Genomic DNA, 18019 nt, shown 5'->3' with positions numbered 1-18019 from the left:
GGCCCCGGCGCGATGAGTGTCTGGGCCATCGGCGACCTGCAAGGCTGCTACGACGCGACGCAGCGATTGCTGGAAAAGATTCGCTTCGATCCGGCGCAGGACCGTCTGTGGTTCTGCGGCGACCTGGTGAACCGGGGCGGCCAGTCGCTGGAAACATTGCGCCTGGTGCATTCGTTGCGCGAGCACAGCGTTGTCGTGCTCGGCAACCACGACCTGTCCCTGCTCGCGATCGGCGAACGTTCGCCTGACGAGCAGCGCAAGGTCAATGCCGATCTGCAACGCGTGGTGCTGGCCGACGATGCGCGCATGCTGCTGGACTGGCTGCGCCTGCAGAACCTGTTGCACGTGGACCGCGACCTGGGCTGGATGATGGTGCACGCCGGCCTGGCGCCCAAGTGGACCACCACGCTGGCCGAGAAGCACGCGCGCGAGGTCGAGGTGCAGCTGCATGGCAACGGCTATCGCAAGCTGTTCCGCAACATGTACGGCGACAAGCCGAACTGGGCCCCGCATCTGTCGGGCCACGACCGTTCGCGCGCCATCATCAACGTGCTCACCCGCATGCGCTACTGCACGCCGCGCGGACGCATGGCGATCGAGGAGAAGGGCGCACCGGGACGACAGGCACAGGGCCTCTATCCTTGGTACGAAGTGCCAGGCCGCGCCGAGCGCGACTTGAAGATCGTTTGCGGCCACTGGTCCACGCTGGGTCTGATGATCGGCCATGGCGTGCACGCGATCGACACCGGCGCGGTGTGGGGAGGGAAGCTCACCGCACTGCAATTGGACACCGATGATGTCCGCCTCGTCCAGGTCGCGGGCCGCGACGTACCGCCGCCGCCCAAGGGCGAATTGCCGAAGGATTGAGCATGCGACCGGCACGGCTTTCCACGCTGTGCCTGATGCTGCTGACACTCGCGGCATGTCGCAACGACGCGCCCTCCACCAACGCGCCTGAATCGCCTCCCGCAACGTCTGCAGACACACGACCTGCTGTCTCCCCGCCTCTGGTAGCTGCCGCCCGTGCGCAGGTGGGCGTGGTACGCCTCTACGATCCAGCCTACTTCAACATGCCCTATCCCGATGGAGACGTGCCCGCTGATCGAGGTGTCTGCACGGACGTGGTGATTCGCGCGCTGCGCACGCAGGGCCTGGACCTGCAGCAAGCGATCCACGAGGACATGCAGGCGCACTTTGACCAGTATCCGCGGCAATGGGGATTGAGCCGCACCGACCGCAACATCGACCATCGCCGCGTGCCGAACCAGATGCGCTGGTTCGAACGGCATGGGTGGGAACTAACGATCGGCCAATCGGTGGGCGACTTCGCGGCAGGCGACATCGTTGCGTGGCGGCTGAGCGGCAGCGGGCTGTTGCACATCGGCATCGTGTCCGACAGGCGGAGCGAGGACGGAACGCCATTGATCCTGCACAACATCAGTGCTGGCACGCGGGAAGACGACATCCTCTTTCATCACGCGATCATCGGCCATTACCGCACGCCGACGGACACGGCATCCGGCGCATCCCGATAACGTCGAATGACACGGCGACGCGCTGGGATTGCGCTTCGCTTCATCCCAGCCTACGGGTGGGCGGCTCAGCGGCGCCGGTATTCGACGAAGTCGAATGCAAGCGCGTGCTTCGCATCGACGGGATGCGACTCGCGTGCGACTTCGCGCCATTCCGTCGGATCGAAGGCCGGGAAGAACGCATGCGCATCCTCCACCACCGTATCGACCTCGGTCAGGTACAGCACGTCGGCGCGCCCCAGGGTGAGCGCGTAGACCTCGCCGCCGCCGATCACGCTCAGCTCTTCGGCGCCTTGCGTCTCGGCGATCGCGAGCGCTTCATCGACCGACGCGACGGCCTGCATGCCCTCGAAGGGCACGCCACCGCGACGCGTCAGCACCAGGTTCAGGCGGCCCGGCAACGCGCGTCCCAGCGATTCGGCGGTCTTGCGCCCCATCAACACCGGCTTGCCCAACGTCAGCGCCTTGAAGCGCTTCAGGTCGTCCGGCAACCGCCACGGCAGGTCGTTGTCGCGGCCAATGGCGCGGTGGCGATCGAGGGCGACGACCAGCGAAATGCGCATCGGGTCAGACCGCCACCGGCGCCTTGATCGCCGGGTGCGGATCGTAGCCATGGATCTCGATGTCGTCGAAGGTGAAGCCGAACAGATCGTTGACCTCGGGATTGAGGTGCAGCTTCGGCAGCGCGCGCGGTTCACGCGCCAACTGCTCGCGCGCCTGATCGTAGTGGTTCGAATACAGGTGCGCGTCGCCGAGCGTGTGCACGAAGTCGCCCACGCCGAGCCCGCAGGCCTGCGCCACCATGTGCGTCAGCAACGCATAGCTGGCGATGTTGAACGGCACGCCGAGGAAGATGTCGCCACTGCGCTGGTAGAGCTGGCAACTGAGCTTGCCGTCGACGACGTAGAACTGGAACAGCGAGTGGCAAGGCATCAACGCCATCTTCGGCAGTTCGGCCACGTTCCAGGCGCTGATCACCAGGCGGCGCGAGTCCGGATTGCGCTTGATCTCGTCCACCAGCCACTGCATCTGGTCGATGGTCTTGCCGTCGGCGCCTTCCCAGCTGCGCCACTGCTTGCCGTACACCGGGCCGAGTTCGCCGTGCTCGTCGGCCCACTCGTCCCAGATGCTCACCTTGTTGTCCTTCAGGTAGGCAATATTGGTTTCGCCTTTCAGGAACCACAGCAGCTCGTGGATGATCGAGCGCAGGTGCAGCTTCTTCGTGGTGACCAGCGGGAAGCCGTCGTTGAGGTCGAAGCGCATCTGCCAGCCGAACACGCTGCGCGTGCCGGTGCCGGTGCGGTCGGACTTCTCGGCACCCTGCTCCAGCACATGGCGCAACAGGTCGAGGTATTGCTTCATGCCTGGTCTCCGGCGAAAGGCTTCACGGTTTACTTGCCGGCGACCGGCGCGGGAACAACGGGTTGCAGCGTCGGCGCACGGCGCGACAGCCACAGCAGGTACAGGCCCAGCAGCACCAGCGGCACGCTGAGCACCTGGCCCTTGGTCAGCCAGCCCCAGGCGACGTAATGGCCTTCATCCGGCACGCGGACGAACTCCATGAGGAAGCGGAACACGCCGTACATCAGCGCGAACAGTCCCGACACGAGGTAGCGCGGCCGCGGCTTGCGCGAGACTGTCCACAGCACGACGAACATCACCAACCCTTCGAGGAAGGCCTGATAGAGCTGCGACGGGTGACGGGCGAACTGGTTCAATGCGCCGGCGGCATACTGCGCCTTGAGCTGCAGCGCATCCAGATGGCGCAGCTCAGGGTCCGTCGGGAAGATCACGCCCCAGTTGGCGTGCGTGTATTTGCCCCACAACTCGGCGCCGATGAAATTGCCCAGCCGGCCGAAGCCCAACCCGGGCGCGGCCAGCGGTGCGACGAAATCCATCGTGTCGAAGAAGTGCAAACGGTGCTTGCGCGACCACCACAGCGCCGCGGCCATCACGCCGAGCAAGCCGCCATGGAAGCTCATGCCGCCTTCCCACACCTTGAAGATCGCCAGCGGATTCTCGAGGAAGGTGCCGAAGCCGTAGAACAGCACGTATCCGATGCGTCCGCCCAGCACCACGCCGAGCATCGCGTAGAACATCAGGTCGGAGAACGCATCGGCATTGACGCCCGGCAGGCGCCCCTGCGACGCGCGCATGCGGCCGAGCCACCAGGCGACGACGAAGGCCAGCAGGTACATCAGGCCGTACCAGTGCAGCTTGACCGGCCCCAGCGAGAAGATGATCGGATCGATCTGGTGGAGGTAGATCATGCGCCTCGGCGTGGCCGGTGGAGATGGGCTATTTTGCCCCACCCCGCCCGCGCGTGGATGACTGCGCGCGCGTCGGAGCGTTCCGGCTCAGTCCAGCAGATGCGGACGGTTCGGGAGTTCGTCCTCGTCGACATCGCCGGCCTGCTGCGGGAAATGCCGCGCCAGCAGGGCCGATGCCGCCGCGATGCCATCCAGCACGGCCTGTTCGGCCCGGCCTTCCCCCATGCCTGTCTCGATCAGCTGGCAGACGTCGCGCCATTGCGCGTCGCTGACCCGACCGGCGAGGCCGCGATCGGCCACGATCTCGATGCGGTGGTCCGCCAGCAGCAGGTAGATCAGCACGCCGTTGTTCGCTTCCGTATCCCAGGTGCGCAGGCGGACGAACACGTCATGCGCGCGCTCCCGGGGCTCCACGCCCGCGATCACGGCGCTCGGCGGCAGGTTGGACTCCACCGCGAACATCACCTCGCCGCGATGCAGGCGCTCGCCTGCCGCGATGGCATCGGTGATGCGGTGCAGGCTGTCCTCGGGGAACAGCCGCCGGGCGGAACGTGCGAACAGATGGCGCAGCAGGCGCATCACCAGCTCCCCGAGGCGCCACCGCCTCCGGACATGCCGCCACCTCCGCCCCAGCCACCTCCGCCCCAGCCACCACCGCCGAAGCCACCCCCGCCTCCACCAAAGCCACCCCCTCCCCAGCCGCCTCCGCCGCCACCCCAGCCGCCCCAATCGCGGTGCCGGGCATAACCACCGCGCGTCGACACCGAGGCCAGGCCGTACAGCAGGCCGAACACGCCCGCGATGCCGGCGGGAATGAGCGAAGACAGCAGCAGCGCCACCCCGGCGGCGGCCCCGCCGGTGAACAGGCCACGCAACCCCGCGGGTGCGCGGCCAAACATGCCGCGCACGATGGTCGCCACGATGAAGGCCGCGAAGAGGGCGAAGAACCAGTCGCCCCCCCGACCACCGCCCGGACTGGCGCGATGCGTGCTGACCGGGGCCGGCAGGGATTCGCCATCAATGAGCTTCACCATCACGCCGGTGGCGTCGGTGATGCCGCCCGCGTAGTCGCCGGTACGGAACTTCGGCACCAGGTACTCCTGGATGATGCGGTTCGCGATGGCATCCGGGATCGCGCCCTCCAGGCCATAGCCGGTGTGGATGCGCACGCGCCGGTCATCCTTGGCGACCACCAGGATCGCCGCATCGTCCACGCCCTTGCGCCCCAGTTTCCACTGGTCGAACGCGCGCTGGGTGTAGTCGAAGATGTCTTCCGGCTGCGTGCTGGGCACGATCAGCACCTGCAGCTGGCTACCCTTGCGCTGCTGCAACGCCAGCGCCTGCTGTTCGAGCTGCTGCTTCTGCGCGGCATCCAGCGTGCCGGTGGTGTCGACCACCGGCGAATCCAGCGCAGGGATCGCGGCCAGCGACTGCGCCCATGCGGGCGCCGCCACCAGCAGCAGGCAGAGCGCCAGCGCGCGCAGCAAGGGGGCGATGGGCGTAACTCAGTTGCCAGGCGACGGCGGCGGCGGCGGTGTGGGCGCCTGCGGTGCGGCCGGTGGCGGGGTGCCGAAATCGACGGCCGGCGCTTCGGAAATCGCGGCCTCGTTTTCGACGGTGAAGTTCGGCTTCTCCTTGGCGCCGGTGATCTTGGCGGTGATCACCTGCGGGAACTGGCGGATGTAGGTGTTGTAGTCCTGCACCGTCTGGATGTAGCGACCGCGTGCGACGGTGATGCGATTTTCCGTGCCTTCGAGTTGCGCCTGCAGGTCGCGGAAGGACTGGTCGGATTTCAGGTTCGGATAGTTCTCGGTCACCATCAGCAGGCGCGACAGCGCGCCACCCAATTCCGTTTGCGCCTGCTGGAATTGCGCCAGCGAGGCCGCATCGTCGGCGTTCACCTGGATCTGCCCCACCCGCGCGCGCGCGTTGGTCACGTCGGTCAGTACCTGGCGTTCCTGCTGCGCGTAGCCCTGCACGGTCTTGACCAGGTTGGGGATCAGGTCGGCGCGGCGCTTGTACTGGTTCAGGACTTCCGACCAGCCGGCTTTCACCGCCTCGTCCTTCTGCTGGATGGCGTTGTAACCGCAGCCGGACAACAGCGCGATCAGCACGACGAGCAACCACAGACGCGACACCTGGCGCATGGCACGACACTCCCTAGGGCGGACGAACCGATTGCAGCACCTTGCCCATGGCGGCGCAAGCAGGCGCTCCGGTCACGCATGCAGCGCTTCGTTAGGCTTCCGTGAAAAAGAAAGGGCTCCCGAGGGAGCCCTTTGCAACATGAGGCGGGAATGCGGCGTTACTCGCGCAGCATGCGCTGGTTGGCGCGCTTCTTCGCCCACAGGTTGAGGCACTCGACCAAGGCCGAGAAACCCATCGCGCCGTACAGGTAGCCCTTCGGGATGTGCAGCTCGAAGCCATCCAGCAGCAGGTAGGCGCCCACCGCCACGATGAAGGCCAGCGCCAGCATCTTGATGGTCGGGTTGTTGTCGATGAACTGGCCCAGCGGACGCGCCGCCAGCAGCATCACCGCCACGGCCAACAGGATCGCCGCCACCATCACCGGGGTGTGGTTGGCCATGCCCACGGCCGCGATCACCGAGTCGAGCGAGAACACGATGTCGATCACCGCGATCTGCGCGATCACGCCGGCGAACGATGCGGCCGGACGCGTATGCACGTCTTCCGAATCGGGCTCGCCCTTGACCAGTTCCAGGATTTCCTTGGTGCCCTTCACCAGCAGGAACACGCCACCGAGGATCAGCACCAGGTCGCGCACCGAGATGCCCTGGCCGAACAGCGTGAAGAGGTCGGCGGTCAGGCCGGCCAGCCAGGCCAGGGTCAACAACAGCAGGATGCGGGTGATGCACGCCACCGCGATGCCGAACTTGCGCGCCACTTCGCGCTGGTGCGGCGGCAGCTTGCTGACCGCGATGGAGATGAAGACCAGGTTGTCGATGCCCAGCACGATCTCGATCGCACTCAACGTGACCAGCGTGATCCACACCTGCGGATCGGTAAGCAATTCCATCATCGGGGGGTACCTAGGTTCAGATCAGGAGTTCAGAGGTAGCGCGGCGCGAGGATCAGCGCCCAGCACAGCAGTACATTCATCATCAGCACGAACACGGCGGCGGAGCCCATGTCCTTGGCCCGGCCGGCCAGCTCGTGGTGTTCGGGACCATAGCGCTCGATCACCGCTTCGACCGCGGAGTTCAGCAGCTCGGCCGCCAGCACCAGCAGGCAGCTGCCGATCATCACCGCGCGTTCCAGGCCGGTTTCGCCCAGCCACAGCGCCAAGGGCGCCATCACCACCAGCAGGTAGACCTCGAGGCGGAACGAGGATTCATGCATCCACGCCGCGCGCAGGCCCTGCAGGGACCAGACGGTGGCTTTCAGGATGCGGCCGGGGCCGCGCGGGAAGTGTCCGGTTTCGTCTGCCATGGGGCGGGTAGAGGCGGAAAGGGGTCCCGCATCGGCCCTTGCCGGTCGGGCCGAAGCCGGATCCAGCAGAGGGACGTGTGGGTGGAGCCGGCGCATTCATCGCGCCCAAGGGGCCAATTTTGCCACAAGGCGATCTCCGGCCGCCTCGCCACCGGTTTGCATCCCCGGGAACGGGCTGGTCCACTAGGGTCCGTCCGCGTCCAAGGAGCCCTCCCCTCGTGCCATTCCTGAGTTTCGTCCGCCTGCCTCTGATCGCCGCCGCGCTGATCGCCCTGCTAGCCGCCTGTGCCGGCGCCCCCCCCACGACGCCCGCCGCGGCGACACCCACGGCCACCAAGGCGGCACCGCGCATCCCGGAACAGGTCTCGAACCCGGCCTGGGAAGCCGACATGCAGCGCTTCGAGGCCGCCGACGCGCAGTCGCCGCCGCCTCGCGGGGGCGTGCTGTTCATCGGCAGCTCGTCGATCCGCTTCTGGGACACGCTGGCGCAGGACTTCCCGGGCGTGCCGGTGATCAACCGCGGCTTCGGCGGTTCCGAGCTGCGCGACAGCACGTGGTACGCCGACCGCATCCTCGTCCCGTACGCGCCGCGGCAGATCCTGATCTATGCCGGCGACAACGACCTCAATTCGGGCCGCACGCCACGGCAACTGCATGCGGACTTCATCGCGTTCGTCGAACGCGTGCGCCGCGACCTGCCCAAGGCGAAGATCGCATACATCAGCAACAAGCCCAGCCCGTCGCGCGCGCAATTGCTGTCCGTACAGCGCGAGGCGAACACGTTGATCGCAGCGGAAGCCAAGCGACTTGGCGTGGACTACATCGACATCTTCACGCCCATGCTGGACGCCAGCGGCCAGCCGGACGAATCCTTGTTCATCGAAGATCGCCTGCACATGAACCGTGCCGGCTACGTCACCTGGCAGCGCGTGATCGCGCCCTACCTGAAGTAACCGCGTCCGCGCAAAAAAGAAGCCCGGCGATGCCGGGCTTCTTCGTTACACGCGGATGTTCCGTCAGAAACCGCTGACGTTGAGGCGTCCGCCGGTGACCGTCTTGCCCTGCAGCGACGGCGTCGGCACGGTGGCGCCGAGGATCGCCGCCTTGATCTGGGCCGCGGTCGAACCCGGACGCGTGGACGCATACAGTGCGGCCGCGCCGGTGACGTGAGGCGTCGCCATCGAGGTGCCGCTGTAGCTGGCGTAACCGGACACGATCTTGCCCTTCGACGAGGTCGGCACCGTCGACCAGATGCCGTAGCCGGGCGCGCCCAGGTCCACGGTGGTCGCGCCATAGTTGTAAACCAGCGCACCGGTGGAGCGCAGCGCCGCCACCGAAATGATGCTCGCGTTGGGATACGACGCCGGATAGCACGCACCTGATGTGTTGCCTTCGCAATTGACGCTGTCGTTGCCGGCGGCCACGATCGTCAGGATCTCCGCCTGGCCGGCGCGATCGATCGCATCGCTGAGCGCCTGCGAGTAGCCACCACCGCCCCACGAGTTGTTGGTCGCGACCAGGTTCAGGCCATGACGCGTCTTGAGGTCGGTGAAGTAGTCCAGCGCCTTGACGGCGTTCGCGGTGCTGCCGCCACGACGGCCCAGGAACTTGCCGCTGATCAGCTTCACGCCGCTCCAGCAGACGCCGGCCACGCCCTTGCCGTTGCCGCCCACGCCGGCGATCGTGCCGGACACATGCGTGCCGTGATCGTCATTCGCGCCACCGGAGTTGATGTCGTTGGTATTGCCGTCGAAATCCCAACCGCGCACGTCGTCGACGTAACCGTTGCCGTCGTTGTCGACGCCATCGACCGGGTCGTAGGGATTGGTCCAGATGTTGGCGGCCAGGTCTTCGTGCGTGTAGTAGATGCCCTCGTCGATCACGCCAACGACGACGTTGCCGCAGCTGGTGTGGCCCGCGGCCCACGCTTCGGATGCCTGCGAGCCATAGACGTTCGCGGGGGTGCCCGCATCGCCATACATGCCCCACAGCGAACCGTTGGTGGAATAGGTGTCGTTGGACACCGCGTTGTGCTGGTAGGTCCAGTTCGGCTCGGCGTATTCCACGGCCGGATCGGCGCTCAATGCCTGCACGGCGGCAGACAGGTCGACGTTGCCCGGCAGCTTCAGCAGCGCGATCTCGCCGCTGCGGCCGTTGCCACGACGCACCGTGTCCAGCTTCTGCGCACCCAGGCCATGGACCACCGCATCACGGTCGGCCGATACCGCGCCATCGCGATACTTCACGAGCAACTCGCCACTGGCGTGGGGCTTGCCTTCCTTCAGGCCCTTGATCACCAGGTCGGGCCTGCCGCCCGCGCTGGCCGCCTGCGCCGCCCCCATTGCCACAAGCGTCAATCCCACCCATACCGCCATGCGACTCTTCTTCATAAACCGATCCGACTCCGAGTGTTGTGGTTGCCGCGCCTAATGGCGCAGTGGGTCGAATCTAGCTTGTAATTTCGGTTCTAGAAATCCAATTTGACTCACATTTTCGCCACGCGAAAGATCGCCCCGATGGCACCGGTAGCCATGAGAATGACTCGCATCGCAACGGCTCTTTCCGTTGCGATGCGGCACGGATGGCGACGAGATTCAGCGCCTGCGCGACGCGCCTTCCGGCTGGTGCAGGCTCAATACGTTGCCGTCCGGATCGAGGAAATCCAGCGACAGTCCGCCATCCGGCGACTCGCTCACCGGCACCACGATTTCCACGCCTTTCGCCGCCAAGGCTTCGGCATGGTCGTCGATGCCGCCGTCGAGGCTGAAGACGACCACGGGCGATTCGCCCGCGCGCGCGGGCCGCGGGATGAACACCAGGCTCAAGTCGCCCACGTCACCGACGGCGAACGGGCCGTCGTGGCCGTCCACGACCTGCACGGGCAGGCCGAGCGTGTCGCGATAGAAATCGACCGACCGGGCGAGGTCGGAAACGAAGAATACGATGGCGCCCACCTTGCAGTTACTGATCATGGGATTTCCTCCTGTGTGGTTCCCTTTCTTTCGTTGCCGCGGAGATCCGATGTGTGAGCACGCGCATCGATCAGGACCAGATGTCCGTCGGGATCGTGCGTTCCGAGGCCGTCGCCGGCGCGCATGGCCGCCTTCAACGCCCGGCGGACCAGTCCGAACTGCAGGTCGACGGCGCGTGCCGGATCGCGCAGGTAGGCCAGCGCCAGACTTTCCGAGCGCATCTGCGGGGTTTGTTCGGCCAGCGCGCGCCGGATACGGGTCAGGCGCTGGCGGAAGGCGGTGGGTTCGATGCGCAGGATCCAGCGGATCTCGTCTGTCGACAGGCCGTGCAGCGCGAGCAGCGCGAGACGGCGCGCCGACGGGGGTAGCGTGGCCAGCCAGGCGGGAGGCGGCTCGTGCCGTTTTTCCGGAATCGCTGCGTCGCCATGCGTTTCGTCCTGGAGTGCGACGACAGCCTCCCGCGCGCGTCGGCGCACACCGCTGCGCGCAGCCAGTGCGGCCTGCCGCCTCAGTACGCCCGACAGCCAAGGCAGGTCGTGCCGACCCGCGACGCACGCCGCAAGCAGCGTTTCCTGGACAAGGTCCTCCGCATCCTCCACCCGCCGGCACAGGCGCAGCGCCTGTGCACGCAACTGGCGATAAGCAGCCAGCGTCAGCGGCTTGTCCGCATCCTGTTCCGTCGCCGCCGGCACTCAGTCGTCCCGATGGATGGCCGTGCCGCGGCTGCCGTCGGGACGGATCCAACCGCGGTACATCCCACGCGTACTGAGGACCAGCACCACGTTGCCGTCGCGGTCGAGTGCGATCACGCCACCGTCGCCGCCATGCGCGGGGACTTCGCCCAGCACCACATCCTCGGCGGCATCGCGCAGGCGGTCGCCGCGGTACCGCACGCGCGCGGCGATGTCATGGGCGACGACGTTGCGGATGTAGTACTCGCCCCATCCCGTGCAGGACACGGCGCACTGCGCATCGGCCCAGGTACCCGCGCCGATCAGCGGCGAATCCCCGACGCGCCCCCAGCGCTTGTTCGTCATGCCGCCTGTCGAGGTGGCCGCGGCGAGATGACCGCGACTGTCGAGCGCGACCGCGCCCACCGTGCCGAAATAGCGTCCGCGCAGGTCCTGGTTGGCTTGCCAGGTCTGTTGTTCCTGCCGCTGCGCCTCCAGCAACTGCAGGCGGCGCGCTTCGGTGGAGAACCAGTCGTTCGGCACGCGCTCGATTTCCGGGTGCAGATCGGCGAACTGTTCCGCGCCGTCCCCCACCAGGAAGACGTGCGGAGAATCCTCGAGCACGCGCCGTGCGAGCCGCACCGGATTGCGCACGCTGGACACGCCCGCCACCGCGCCGGCGCGCCGGTGATGGCCGTCCATGATCGACGCATCGAGTTCATGGCGACCGTCGGCGGTGAACACCGCACCATGCCCTGCATTGAAATAGGGCGCATCTTCCAGAACGCAGACGGTCGCCTCCACGGCGTCCAGCGCGCTCCCGCCGGAGGTCAACACCGCGTGGCCGGCATCGAGCGCCCGCTCCAGGTCCGCATGGATGCGTTGCGCAGTCGCTTCGCCCAGCGTCGCCATGTCGATCACGCCCGCCCCGCCATGGATAGCCAGCGCGAGCGGCCTGCGCGGGGATTGCGTGCTCATGGCGCCTCCGGTGTGCGGGACCCGATGGCGCCAGCATACTCCGCGCTACTGCGAACGGAGCGCTTCGATCGGGTCCAGCTGCGAGGCCTTGCGCGCCGGGTAGTAGCCGAAGAACAAGCCTGTTGCGATCGAGAACCCGGCGGCCAAGCCGATGACTTGTCCATTCAACGCCACCGGCAGCTCGCTGAACTTGCCGACCAGCAACGCACCGACGATGCCGATGACGATACCCAGTACGCCGCCGCCCAGCGACAGCAGCATGGCTTCGGCGAGGAACTGCCGTCGCACGTCGCTCGGTCCCGCGCCCACCGCCATCCGCAACCCGATCTCGCGGATGCGCTCGGTCACCGACACCAGCATGATGTTCATGATGCCGATGCCGCCGACGATCAGCGAGATGGTCGCCACCGCGCCCAGCAGCAACGACATCAGCTTGGTCGTCGCGGTGCGCGTGGCCACGATCTCCGAGATGTTGCGGACGTTGAAGTCGTCCTCTTCACCCGGATTGATCTTGTGCCGCTGGCGCAGCAGCGCTTCCACTTCGCCCTGCACGTAGCTCAGGTCCTTCGCGTCCGAAACGGTCAGCGCCACCTGCATCACCGCACCCGGCGGCAGGCCCATCGAGCCCATCAGTCGGCGGCGCGCGGTTTCCAAGGGCACCATGATCACGTCGTCCTGGTCCTGGCCGAAGCCACCCTGGCCCTTGGGCGCCAACGTGGCGACCACCGTGAACGGCACACGCCCCAGGCGCACGGTCTGGCCCACGCCGCTGTCTTCGCCGAACAGCGTGCGACGCACGGTTTCGCCGAGGATCACCACCTTGCCGGCGCTGGAATAGTCCTGCGCGTCGAAACCTTCGCCGTTGGCGATCACCCAGCTATTGATGTCGAAGAAATCGGCCTGCACGCCCTGCCAGCTGGTGGAGGCGTTGTTCTCGGCGAACACCACTTGCGTGTTGCCGCGCAGTGCGCCGGCGACGTACTGCACTTCCGGGATCTCGTTGCGGATCGCGTCGACGTCGCCCTCCTTGAGGGTGAAGAAGCTGCTCGAGCTCATGCGCACGCCGCCACCGCCGGGGCCACGGCCGGCACCGGGGCTGATGTCCAGCCGCTGCGAGCCGAGGCCGGAGACCAGCTTATCGATCTCGGCCTGCGTGCCCTGCCCCACCGACACCATCACGATCACGGCCGCGATGCCGATGATCACGCCGAGCGAGGTCAGTGCACTGCGCATCCAGTTGCCGCGCAACGCGTGCAGCGCGGTGCGCAGGATGTCGGAGAACTTCATGGACGGCCTCCTGCGTGTTCGAGGTCTTCGTGCAGCTCGCCGTCGCGCATCACCAGGATGCGGTCGGCGTGCGCGGCGACTTCGGCGTCGTGGGTGATCAGGATGACCGTGTGGCCGTCATCGCGCAGGCGCTTGAACAGCGAGAGGATCTCCTCACCGGTCTTGCTGTCGAGCGCGCCGGTGGGCTCGTCGGCCAGCAGGATCGGCGGCTGATTGATCAGCGCGCGCGCGATCGCCACGCGCTGCTGCTGGCCGCCCGACAGCTCGTTCGGACGATGGCCCGCACGCTCGGCCAGGCCGACCGCGGCCAGCGCCTGCCGGGCACGTTCGGTGCGCTCGCCAGGCGGTATCTGCGCGTAGCCCAGCGGCATCGCGACGTTCTCCAGCGCGGTCATCCGCGGCAGCAGGTGGAAGCCCTGGAACACGAAACCGATCTTCTCGCGGCGCAGGACCGCCAGCTGTTCGGCATCGAGCGTGGCCACGTCGATGCCATCGCACAGGTAGCGGCCGTCGGTGGGCGTGTCCAGGCAGCCGATCAGGTTCATCAGGGTCGACTTGCCCGAGCCGGACGGGCCCATGATCGCGACGAAGTCGCCGCGGTCCACGCGCATGTCAACGCCCCTGAGCGCGACCACTTCCGCCTCGGTACCCGCGGAATAGACCTTGCCCAGCGTGTGCGTCTGGATGACCGGTACGCGCTCGCCGGTGGTCGGGGACGACGTGCTCATTCCTTCGCGCGCTCGCCCACGACCACGACGTCGCCTTCCTTCACGCCGCCGGATACCTCGGTGCTGGTGCCGTCGCTGGCGCCGATGCGGAGCTGCACCATCTCCGGTTTGCCATCGACCAGCTTGTAGATCGGCGCGCGCTTGGCGCCGAGCAGCGTGCGCAATTCGCCATCCCAACGCTGCTGCTGCGCATCGTCGAGCGTGTTTCGGAACGGCGCGAAGTCCTGCTGCATGCGTTCGGCCATGCGCTGGCGGATCTGCGCCTGCATGGCACCTCCGCCACCGGTGTTGCCGCCCGCGCGCGGACCGCCACCCGGACCGCCGCCGAACATGCTGGCACCGCCTCGCTGCTGCGCTTGCGCCATGCGTGCGGCCTGGCGTTCGCGGAGTGCCGCCAGCGCGCTATCGAAGGCGGCCTGCTGCTCGGGCTTGAGCTGCAGGCTGCCGGCCACGCGCACCAGGTCATCGCTGACGCCACTGCCGCGGTTCTGTCCGGCCTGCGGCGCCTGCGTGGCTGCGGCGGCGGCGTTCGCCTCCTCGCCGGTCGGCTTGTAGCGCAACGCGGCGTTGGAGATCTTCAGGATGTTGTCGCGCTTGCTGACCTCGATCTCGGCGTTGACGGTCAAGCCGGGCAGCAACGTGCCGTCGGTGTTGTCCACGCTGACGACGACCGGATAGGTCACCACGTTGTTCGTGGTGGTTGCCGAGAGCCGCACTTGCTGCACTTCGCCGCGGAACTGGCGGTCGGCAAAGGCATCGACGGTGAAGGACACGCTCTGGCCCACCTTGACCTGGCCGATGTCGGCTTCGTCGACGGCCAGCTCGATCTTCATCTTCGAGAGGTCTTCGGCGATGGTGAACAGCTCCGGCGCCTGCAGGCTCGCGGCAACGGTCTGCCCGGGCTCGATGGAGCGCGTCAGCACCACGCCGTCCACCGGCGAGCGGATCACCGTGCGGTCCAGGTTGACGCGGGTCGTCTGGGTCGAGGCGGTCTGCTGGCGGATCGAGGCCTGCGCCGCATTGACCTGCGCGCGGGCCTGGTCGCGGGCTGCGCGGGCCAGGTCCACGTCGCTCTGCGCGACCAGCTTTTGCTTGCCCAGGTCGGCCTTGCGGCTGTAGTCGAGTTCGGCGTTGGCCAGGGTGGCCTGCGACTGCTTGAGGTTGGCCTGCGCGTTGGCGATCTGCGCATTGCCCTGCGCGATCTGCGCCTCGTAGGTGCTGGGGTCGATACGCGCGAGTACCTCGCCCTTCTTGACCTCGCTGTTGTAGTCGACCAGCACGTCGGTCACCTGGCCGGAGATCTGGCTGCCGACGGTGACGGTGGAGATCGCACTGAGCGTGCCGGTGGCGGAAATGGCCACACGGATGTCGCCGCGCTCGACGGTGGCGGTGCGGTAGGCGCTCTCCGCGGTATCGCCCTTGCGGCTGGTCCACCACCAGGCGCCGCCGCCGAGGAGGGCGAGCACGGCAATGCCTAGCAGGACGTTGGGGACGATGGACTTCTTGCGGAGGGAGGAACGTGCAGGCTGGCTCATGCAGTGAGTCGGCTCGGAAGGTGGGGAATCGGGAAGGGGAACGCGCCAGGGGCCGCGGCGTTGACAGCCCCGGGCACCCGTCAGTTCCCGTATAGATTACGGAACGAAGCGGATCGTCGCTGTAGTTCCGCGTCCCAGCTCGCTGTCGAGCTCGATCTTCCAGCCGAACCGGTCGCACAGGCGGCTGACGATGGACAGGCCAAGCCCGCTGCCGTGGGGACGGTTGGGATCGGCACGGTAGAAGGGCTCGAAGACCCGGACCATCGATTCGGCCGACATGCCGATGCCGGTATCGCGCACGATCACCCGGTCCGGCTCGAGGATCACGTCGATCCGGCCCCGGTCCGTGTACGCGCAAGCGTTGCGCAGCAGGTTGCTGACCACCACCTGGAACACCCGCGGCGGCGCGTGCAGGCGCGGGCGGGCGTGCAGGGTCACTTCCAGGTCCACCGGCTTGTTGAGCAACAGCGCGCGTGCGTTCTCGGCCTCGTCCATGACGATGTCCGCCACGTCGAAGTCCTCGCTCTGCGGTTCGACCTCGGCTTCGCGGGCGAGGATGAGGAAGGCGTCGATCACCGCTTCCATGTCGCGGCCGGCGCGCTGGATGCGTTGCAGCGCCCTCGCCACCCTCGGCGGGGCGTCCTCGGCCATGCCCATGTCGGTGGCCACGCGGATCACCGTCAACGGCGTGCGCAGCTCGTGGCTGGCGTCACGGGTGAAGTCGCGCTCGCGCGCGATGTGCGCCGTGACGCGCTGGGCCAGGCCATGCAGGGCGGAGGCCAGCTGGCGGGCCTCGCCCTGCACGTCGTTGGGCAAGCGGTCCGGGGCCAGGCCGCTGACATCGGGACGGCGCGGATCCCATTCGGCGACCTGACGCGCCAGCCAGCTGACCGGTGAAACCAGCCGTTTGGACGCCCGGTAGGTCAGCCACGAGACCAGGTAGATCGCCACCAGCGTCATGATGATCGGCACGGTGCCGAAGTAGAACGCCAGCCGCTCGGCCTGCGAGCGCAGGAACACGAGGTAGAGCCGGCCGGCGGGCTGCTCGTCCACCAGCACCAGCAGGTCGTCGGCCTTGAGCTCGTGGAATCCGGGCTTCAGCTCGCGCAGGTTCTCCGGCAGTACCAGGTTGGAGTGGCCCTTGAGTACCAGATAGCCGCGGAGGTTGTGGGTGTTCGGTGGCGGCTGCGCGGTGGACGCGCTGTATAGCTCCCAGAAATGGGTGGCCTCTTCCTGCAGCGCGGTGTTCATCAGGCTGTGCTTGATCACCGCAGAGATCAGGTACACGCCCAGCACGATGGCCAGGCTGACCATGACGGCCTGCAGGATGAAGGCGATCCTGAGCTTGCGGGGCAGTCCGTGGCGCATCGGCGTGTCGTCGGGCGAAGGGCGGAGTATGCCGCGCGCCGACGCCCGGGGTCAGCCGATGTCGGCGATGCGGTAGCCCGCGCTCTGCACGGTGTGCAGCAGCGGCTTGTCGAACGGCTTGTCGATGACCTTGCGCAGGTTGTACAGGTGGCTGCGCAGCGTGTCCGAATCCGGCAGCCCGTTGCCCCAGATCTCGCGCTCGATTTCCTGGCGGGTCACCACACGCGGCGACTCGCGCATCAGGATCGTCAGCAGGCGCAGGCCGATGGGCGACAGCATCAGCTCGGTGCCCCCGCGGGTGGCGCGCATGCTGACAGGGTCCAGCACCAGGTCGGCGACCTTCAGCACCTCGGCACCGACTTGGCGGCGCTCGCGGCGGATCAGGGCCCGCAGGCGGGCTTCCAGTTCCTGGATCGCGAAAGGCTTGGTCAGATAGTCGTCGGCACCGGAGCTGAGGCCGGTGAGCTTGTCGTCGAGTGTGTCGCGCGCGGTCAGCATCAGCACCGGCGTGGACTTGCGCGCTTCGTTGCGAAGGCGCTTGCAGACTTCCATGCCGTCCAGGCGCGGCAGCATGAGGTCCAGGACGAGCACGTCGTAGCTGTTTTCCACGGCCAGGCGGTAACCGTCCAGTCCGTCGGTGGCGTAGTCGACCTCGAATCCGCGCCCTTCCAGGTACTCCCCGATCATCTCGGAGATGTTGCGGTTGTCTTCCACCACCAGCACGAGACCTGCGGTTTCCTGACTGTGTCGCATGACGGCTCCTTCTAAAAGCTTCAGGTTTGTGAAACTACCCGGGCGCGGGTAGACGTCATGTGAAGATGGCCGCTGCATTCAGCCGGCAGTTGGGATTAGGCTTCGCCATCCTTCCCCAGACCGCCCCGCCATGATCGAACGCGTCCTGCCCCTGTTCCTGCTGCTGGCCTCCAACGTCTTCATGACGTTCGCCTGGTACGGGCACCTGAAGTACAAGTCGTCGCCACTGTTCGTGGTGATCCTGGCCAGTTGGGGCATCGCCTTCTTCGAGTACACCCTGATGGTGCCGGCCAACCGGATGGGCAGCGCGGTGTACTCGGTGGTCCAGCTGAAGACCATCCAGGAGATCCTGACCCTGCTGGTCTTCGCCGGCTTCAGCACCTGGTACCTGGGCCAGCCCCTGAAGTGGAACCACTACGCCGCCTTCGCCCTGATCGTGGGCGCGGCCTTCCTGATGTTCTACGAGTAAGGGGCG

At 67.0% G+C, this 18019-nt stretch carries 20 protein-coding genes and 1 pseudogene; 4 read left to right on the top strand and 17 right to left on the bottom strand.

Annotated elements, in window-relative coordinates:
• Positions 1–12 precede the first annotated feature (12 nt).
• Both ACSION_RS16660 and ACSION_RS16655 read left to right on the top strand, forming a co-directional pair.
• A pseudogene (locus ACSION_RS16660) lies at positions 13–858 on the top strand (symmetrical bis(5'-nucleosyl)-tetraphosphatase); the annotation flags it as partial.
• 11 nt (positions 859–869) lie between these two features.
• Positions 870–1535 (top strand): DUF1287 domain-containing protein, encoded by a 666-nt coding sequence (locus ACSION_RS16655; protein ID WP_435306907.1) that lies wholly within the window; start codon positions 870–872, stop codon positions 1533–1535.
• A gap of 65 nt (positions 1536–1600) precedes the next feature.
• Here the strand turns inward: ACSION_RS16655 and ACSION_RS16650 are convergent, their stop codons facing one another.
• The 8 genes from ACSION_RS16650 to ACSION_RS16615 form a co-directional block, all read right to left on the bottom strand.
• A complete protein-coding gene (locus ACSION_RS16650) occupies positions 1601–2095 on the bottom strand; it encodes a dihydrofolate reductase (RefSeq protein WP_435306906.1) in 495 nt (164 codons plus the stop codon).
• Between the two features lie 4 nt (positions 2096–2099).
• Complete coding sequence (locus ACSION_RS16645) at positions 2100–2894, bottom strand: thymidylate synthase (protein ID WP_435306905.1); 795 nt, start codon at positions 2892–2894, stop codon at positions 2100–2102.
• Between the two features lie 29 nt (positions 2895–2923).
• Complete coding sequence (lgt, locus tag ACSION_RS16640; RefSeq protein WP_435306904.1) at positions 2924–3802, bottom strand: prolipoprotein diacylglyceryl transferase; 879 nt, start codon at positions 3800–3802, stop codon at positions 2924–2926.
• An 87-nt stretch (positions 3803–3889) separates the two neighbouring features.
• On the bottom strand, positions 3890–4381 hold the full coding sequence (locus tag ACSION_RS16635; RefSeq protein WP_435306903.1) for a TPM domain-containing protein: 492 nt from the start codon (positions 4379–4381) through the stop codon (positions 3890–3892).
• Entirely contained in the window at positions 4381–5298 is a 918-nt protein-coding gene (locus tag ACSION_RS16630; protein ID WP_435306985.1) for a TPM domain-containing protein, read from the bottom strand. Before ACSION_RS16630 ends, ACSION_RS16635 begins: the two co-directional genes overlap by 1 nt.
• Before the next feature lie 9 nt (positions 5299–5307).
• Positions 5308–5949 (bottom strand): LemA family protein, encoded by a 642-nt coding sequence (locus tag ACSION_RS16625; RefSeq protein WP_435306902.1) that lies wholly within the window; start codon positions 5947–5949, stop codon positions 5308–5310.
• A 158-nt stretch (positions 5950–6107) separates the two neighbouring features.
• The gene (locus ACSION_RS16620) at positions 6108–6842 is read right to left on the bottom strand and encodes a TerC family protein (protein WP_435306901.1); all 735 of its coding nucleotides are present in this window, start codon (positions 6840–6842) and stop codon (positions 6108–6110) included.
• A 29-nt stretch (positions 6843–6871) separates the two neighbouring features.
• Complete coding sequence (locus tag ACSION_RS16615) at positions 6872–7252, bottom strand: diacylglycerol kinase (RefSeq protein ID WP_296282749.1); 381 nt, start codon at positions 7250–7252, stop codon at positions 6872–6874.
• Positions 7253–7524: 272 nt separating this feature from the next.
• Between ACSION_RS16615 and ACSION_RS16610 the strand changes: the two genes are divergently transcribed.
• Positions 7525–8205 carry an SGNH/GDSL hydrolase family protein gene (locus ACSION_RS16610; RefSeq protein WP_435306984.1) on the top strand — a complete coding sequence of 227 codons (681 nt, stop codon included), beginning with the start codon at positions 7525–7527 and terminating at the stop codon, positions 8203–8205.
• Between the two features lie 63 nt (positions 8206–8268).
• Here the strand turns inward: ACSION_RS16610 and ACSION_RS16605 are convergent, their stop codons facing one another.
• From ACSION_RS16605 to ACSION_RS16565, 9 genes are all read right to left on the bottom strand, one after another.
• Entirely contained in the window at positions 8269–9642 is a 1374-nt protein-coding gene (locus ACSION_RS16605) for a S8 family serine peptidase (RefSeq protein WP_435306900.1), read from the bottom strand.
• Positions 9643–9846: 204 nt separating this feature from the next.
• Positions 9847–10224 (bottom strand): VOC family protein, encoded by a 378-nt coding sequence (locus ACSION_RS16600; RefSeq protein WP_435306899.1) that lies wholly within the window; start codon positions 10222–10224, stop codon positions 9847–9849.
• On the bottom strand, positions 10221–10916 hold the full coding sequence (locus ACSION_RS16595; protein WP_435306898.1) for an RNA polymerase sigma factor: 696 nt from the start codon (positions 10914–10916) through the stop codon (positions 10221–10223). The genes ACSION_RS16600 and ACSION_RS16595 overlap by 4 nt, the downstream gene beginning before the upstream one ends.
• Positions 10917–11873, bottom strand: a complete 957-nt coding sequence (locus tag ACSION_RS16590) for an isoaspartyl peptidase/L-asparaginase family protein (protein ID WP_435306897.1) — start codon at positions 11871–11873, stop codon at positions 10917–10919.
• Positions 11874–11918: 45 nt separating this feature from the next.
• Positions 11919–13160, bottom strand: a complete 1242-nt coding sequence (locus tag ACSION_RS16585; RefSeq protein ID WP_435306896.1) for an ABC transporter permease — start codon at positions 13158–13160, stop codon at positions 11919–11921.
• Positions 13157–13888, bottom strand: a complete 732-nt coding sequence (locus ACSION_RS16580; protein WP_435306895.1) for an ABC transporter ATP-binding protein — start codon at positions 13886–13888, stop codon at positions 13157–13159. The genes ACSION_RS16585 and ACSION_RS16580 overlap by 4 nt, the downstream gene beginning before the upstream one ends.
• Positions 13885–15423, bottom strand: coding sequence for an efflux RND transporter periplasmic adaptor subunit (locus tag ACSION_RS16575; protein WP_435306894.1), 1539 nt, complete (start codon positions 15421–15423; stop codon positions 13885–13887). The genes ACSION_RS16580 and ACSION_RS16575 overlap by 4 nt, the downstream gene beginning before the upstream one ends.
• Before the next feature lie 96 nt (positions 15424–15519).
• Positions 15520–16791 (bottom strand): sensor histidine kinase, encoded by a 1272-nt coding sequence (locus ACSION_RS16570; RefSeq protein ID WP_435306893.1) that lies wholly within the window; start codon positions 16789–16791, stop codon positions 15520–15522.
• Positions 16792–16842: 51 nt separating this feature from the next.
• Positions 16843–17544: a response regulator transcription factor gene (locus ACSION_RS16565; protein ID WP_056879702.1), complete on the bottom strand. Its 702-nt coding sequence runs from the start codon at positions 17542–17544 to the stop codon at positions 16843–16845.
• A 130-nt stretch (positions 17545–17674) separates the two neighbouring features.
• Between ACSION_RS16565 and ACSION_RS16560 the strand changes: the two genes are divergently transcribed.
• Positions 17675–18013 carry a DMT family protein gene (locus ACSION_RS16560; RefSeq protein ID WP_056879701.1) on the top strand — a complete coding sequence of 113 codons (339 nt, stop codon included), beginning with the start codon at positions 17675–17677 and terminating at the stop codon, positions 18011–18013.
• The last annotated feature ends 6 nt before the right edge of the window (positions 18014–18019 follow it).

The organism is Pseudoxanthomonas sp. LjRoot125 (genome assembly GCF_964252705.1).
GTDB lineage: Bacteria > Pseudomonadota > Gammaproteobacteria > Xanthomonadales > Xanthomonadaceae > Pseudoxanthomonas_A.
This window is presented reverse-complemented; position numbering and strand designations above follow the sequence as displayed.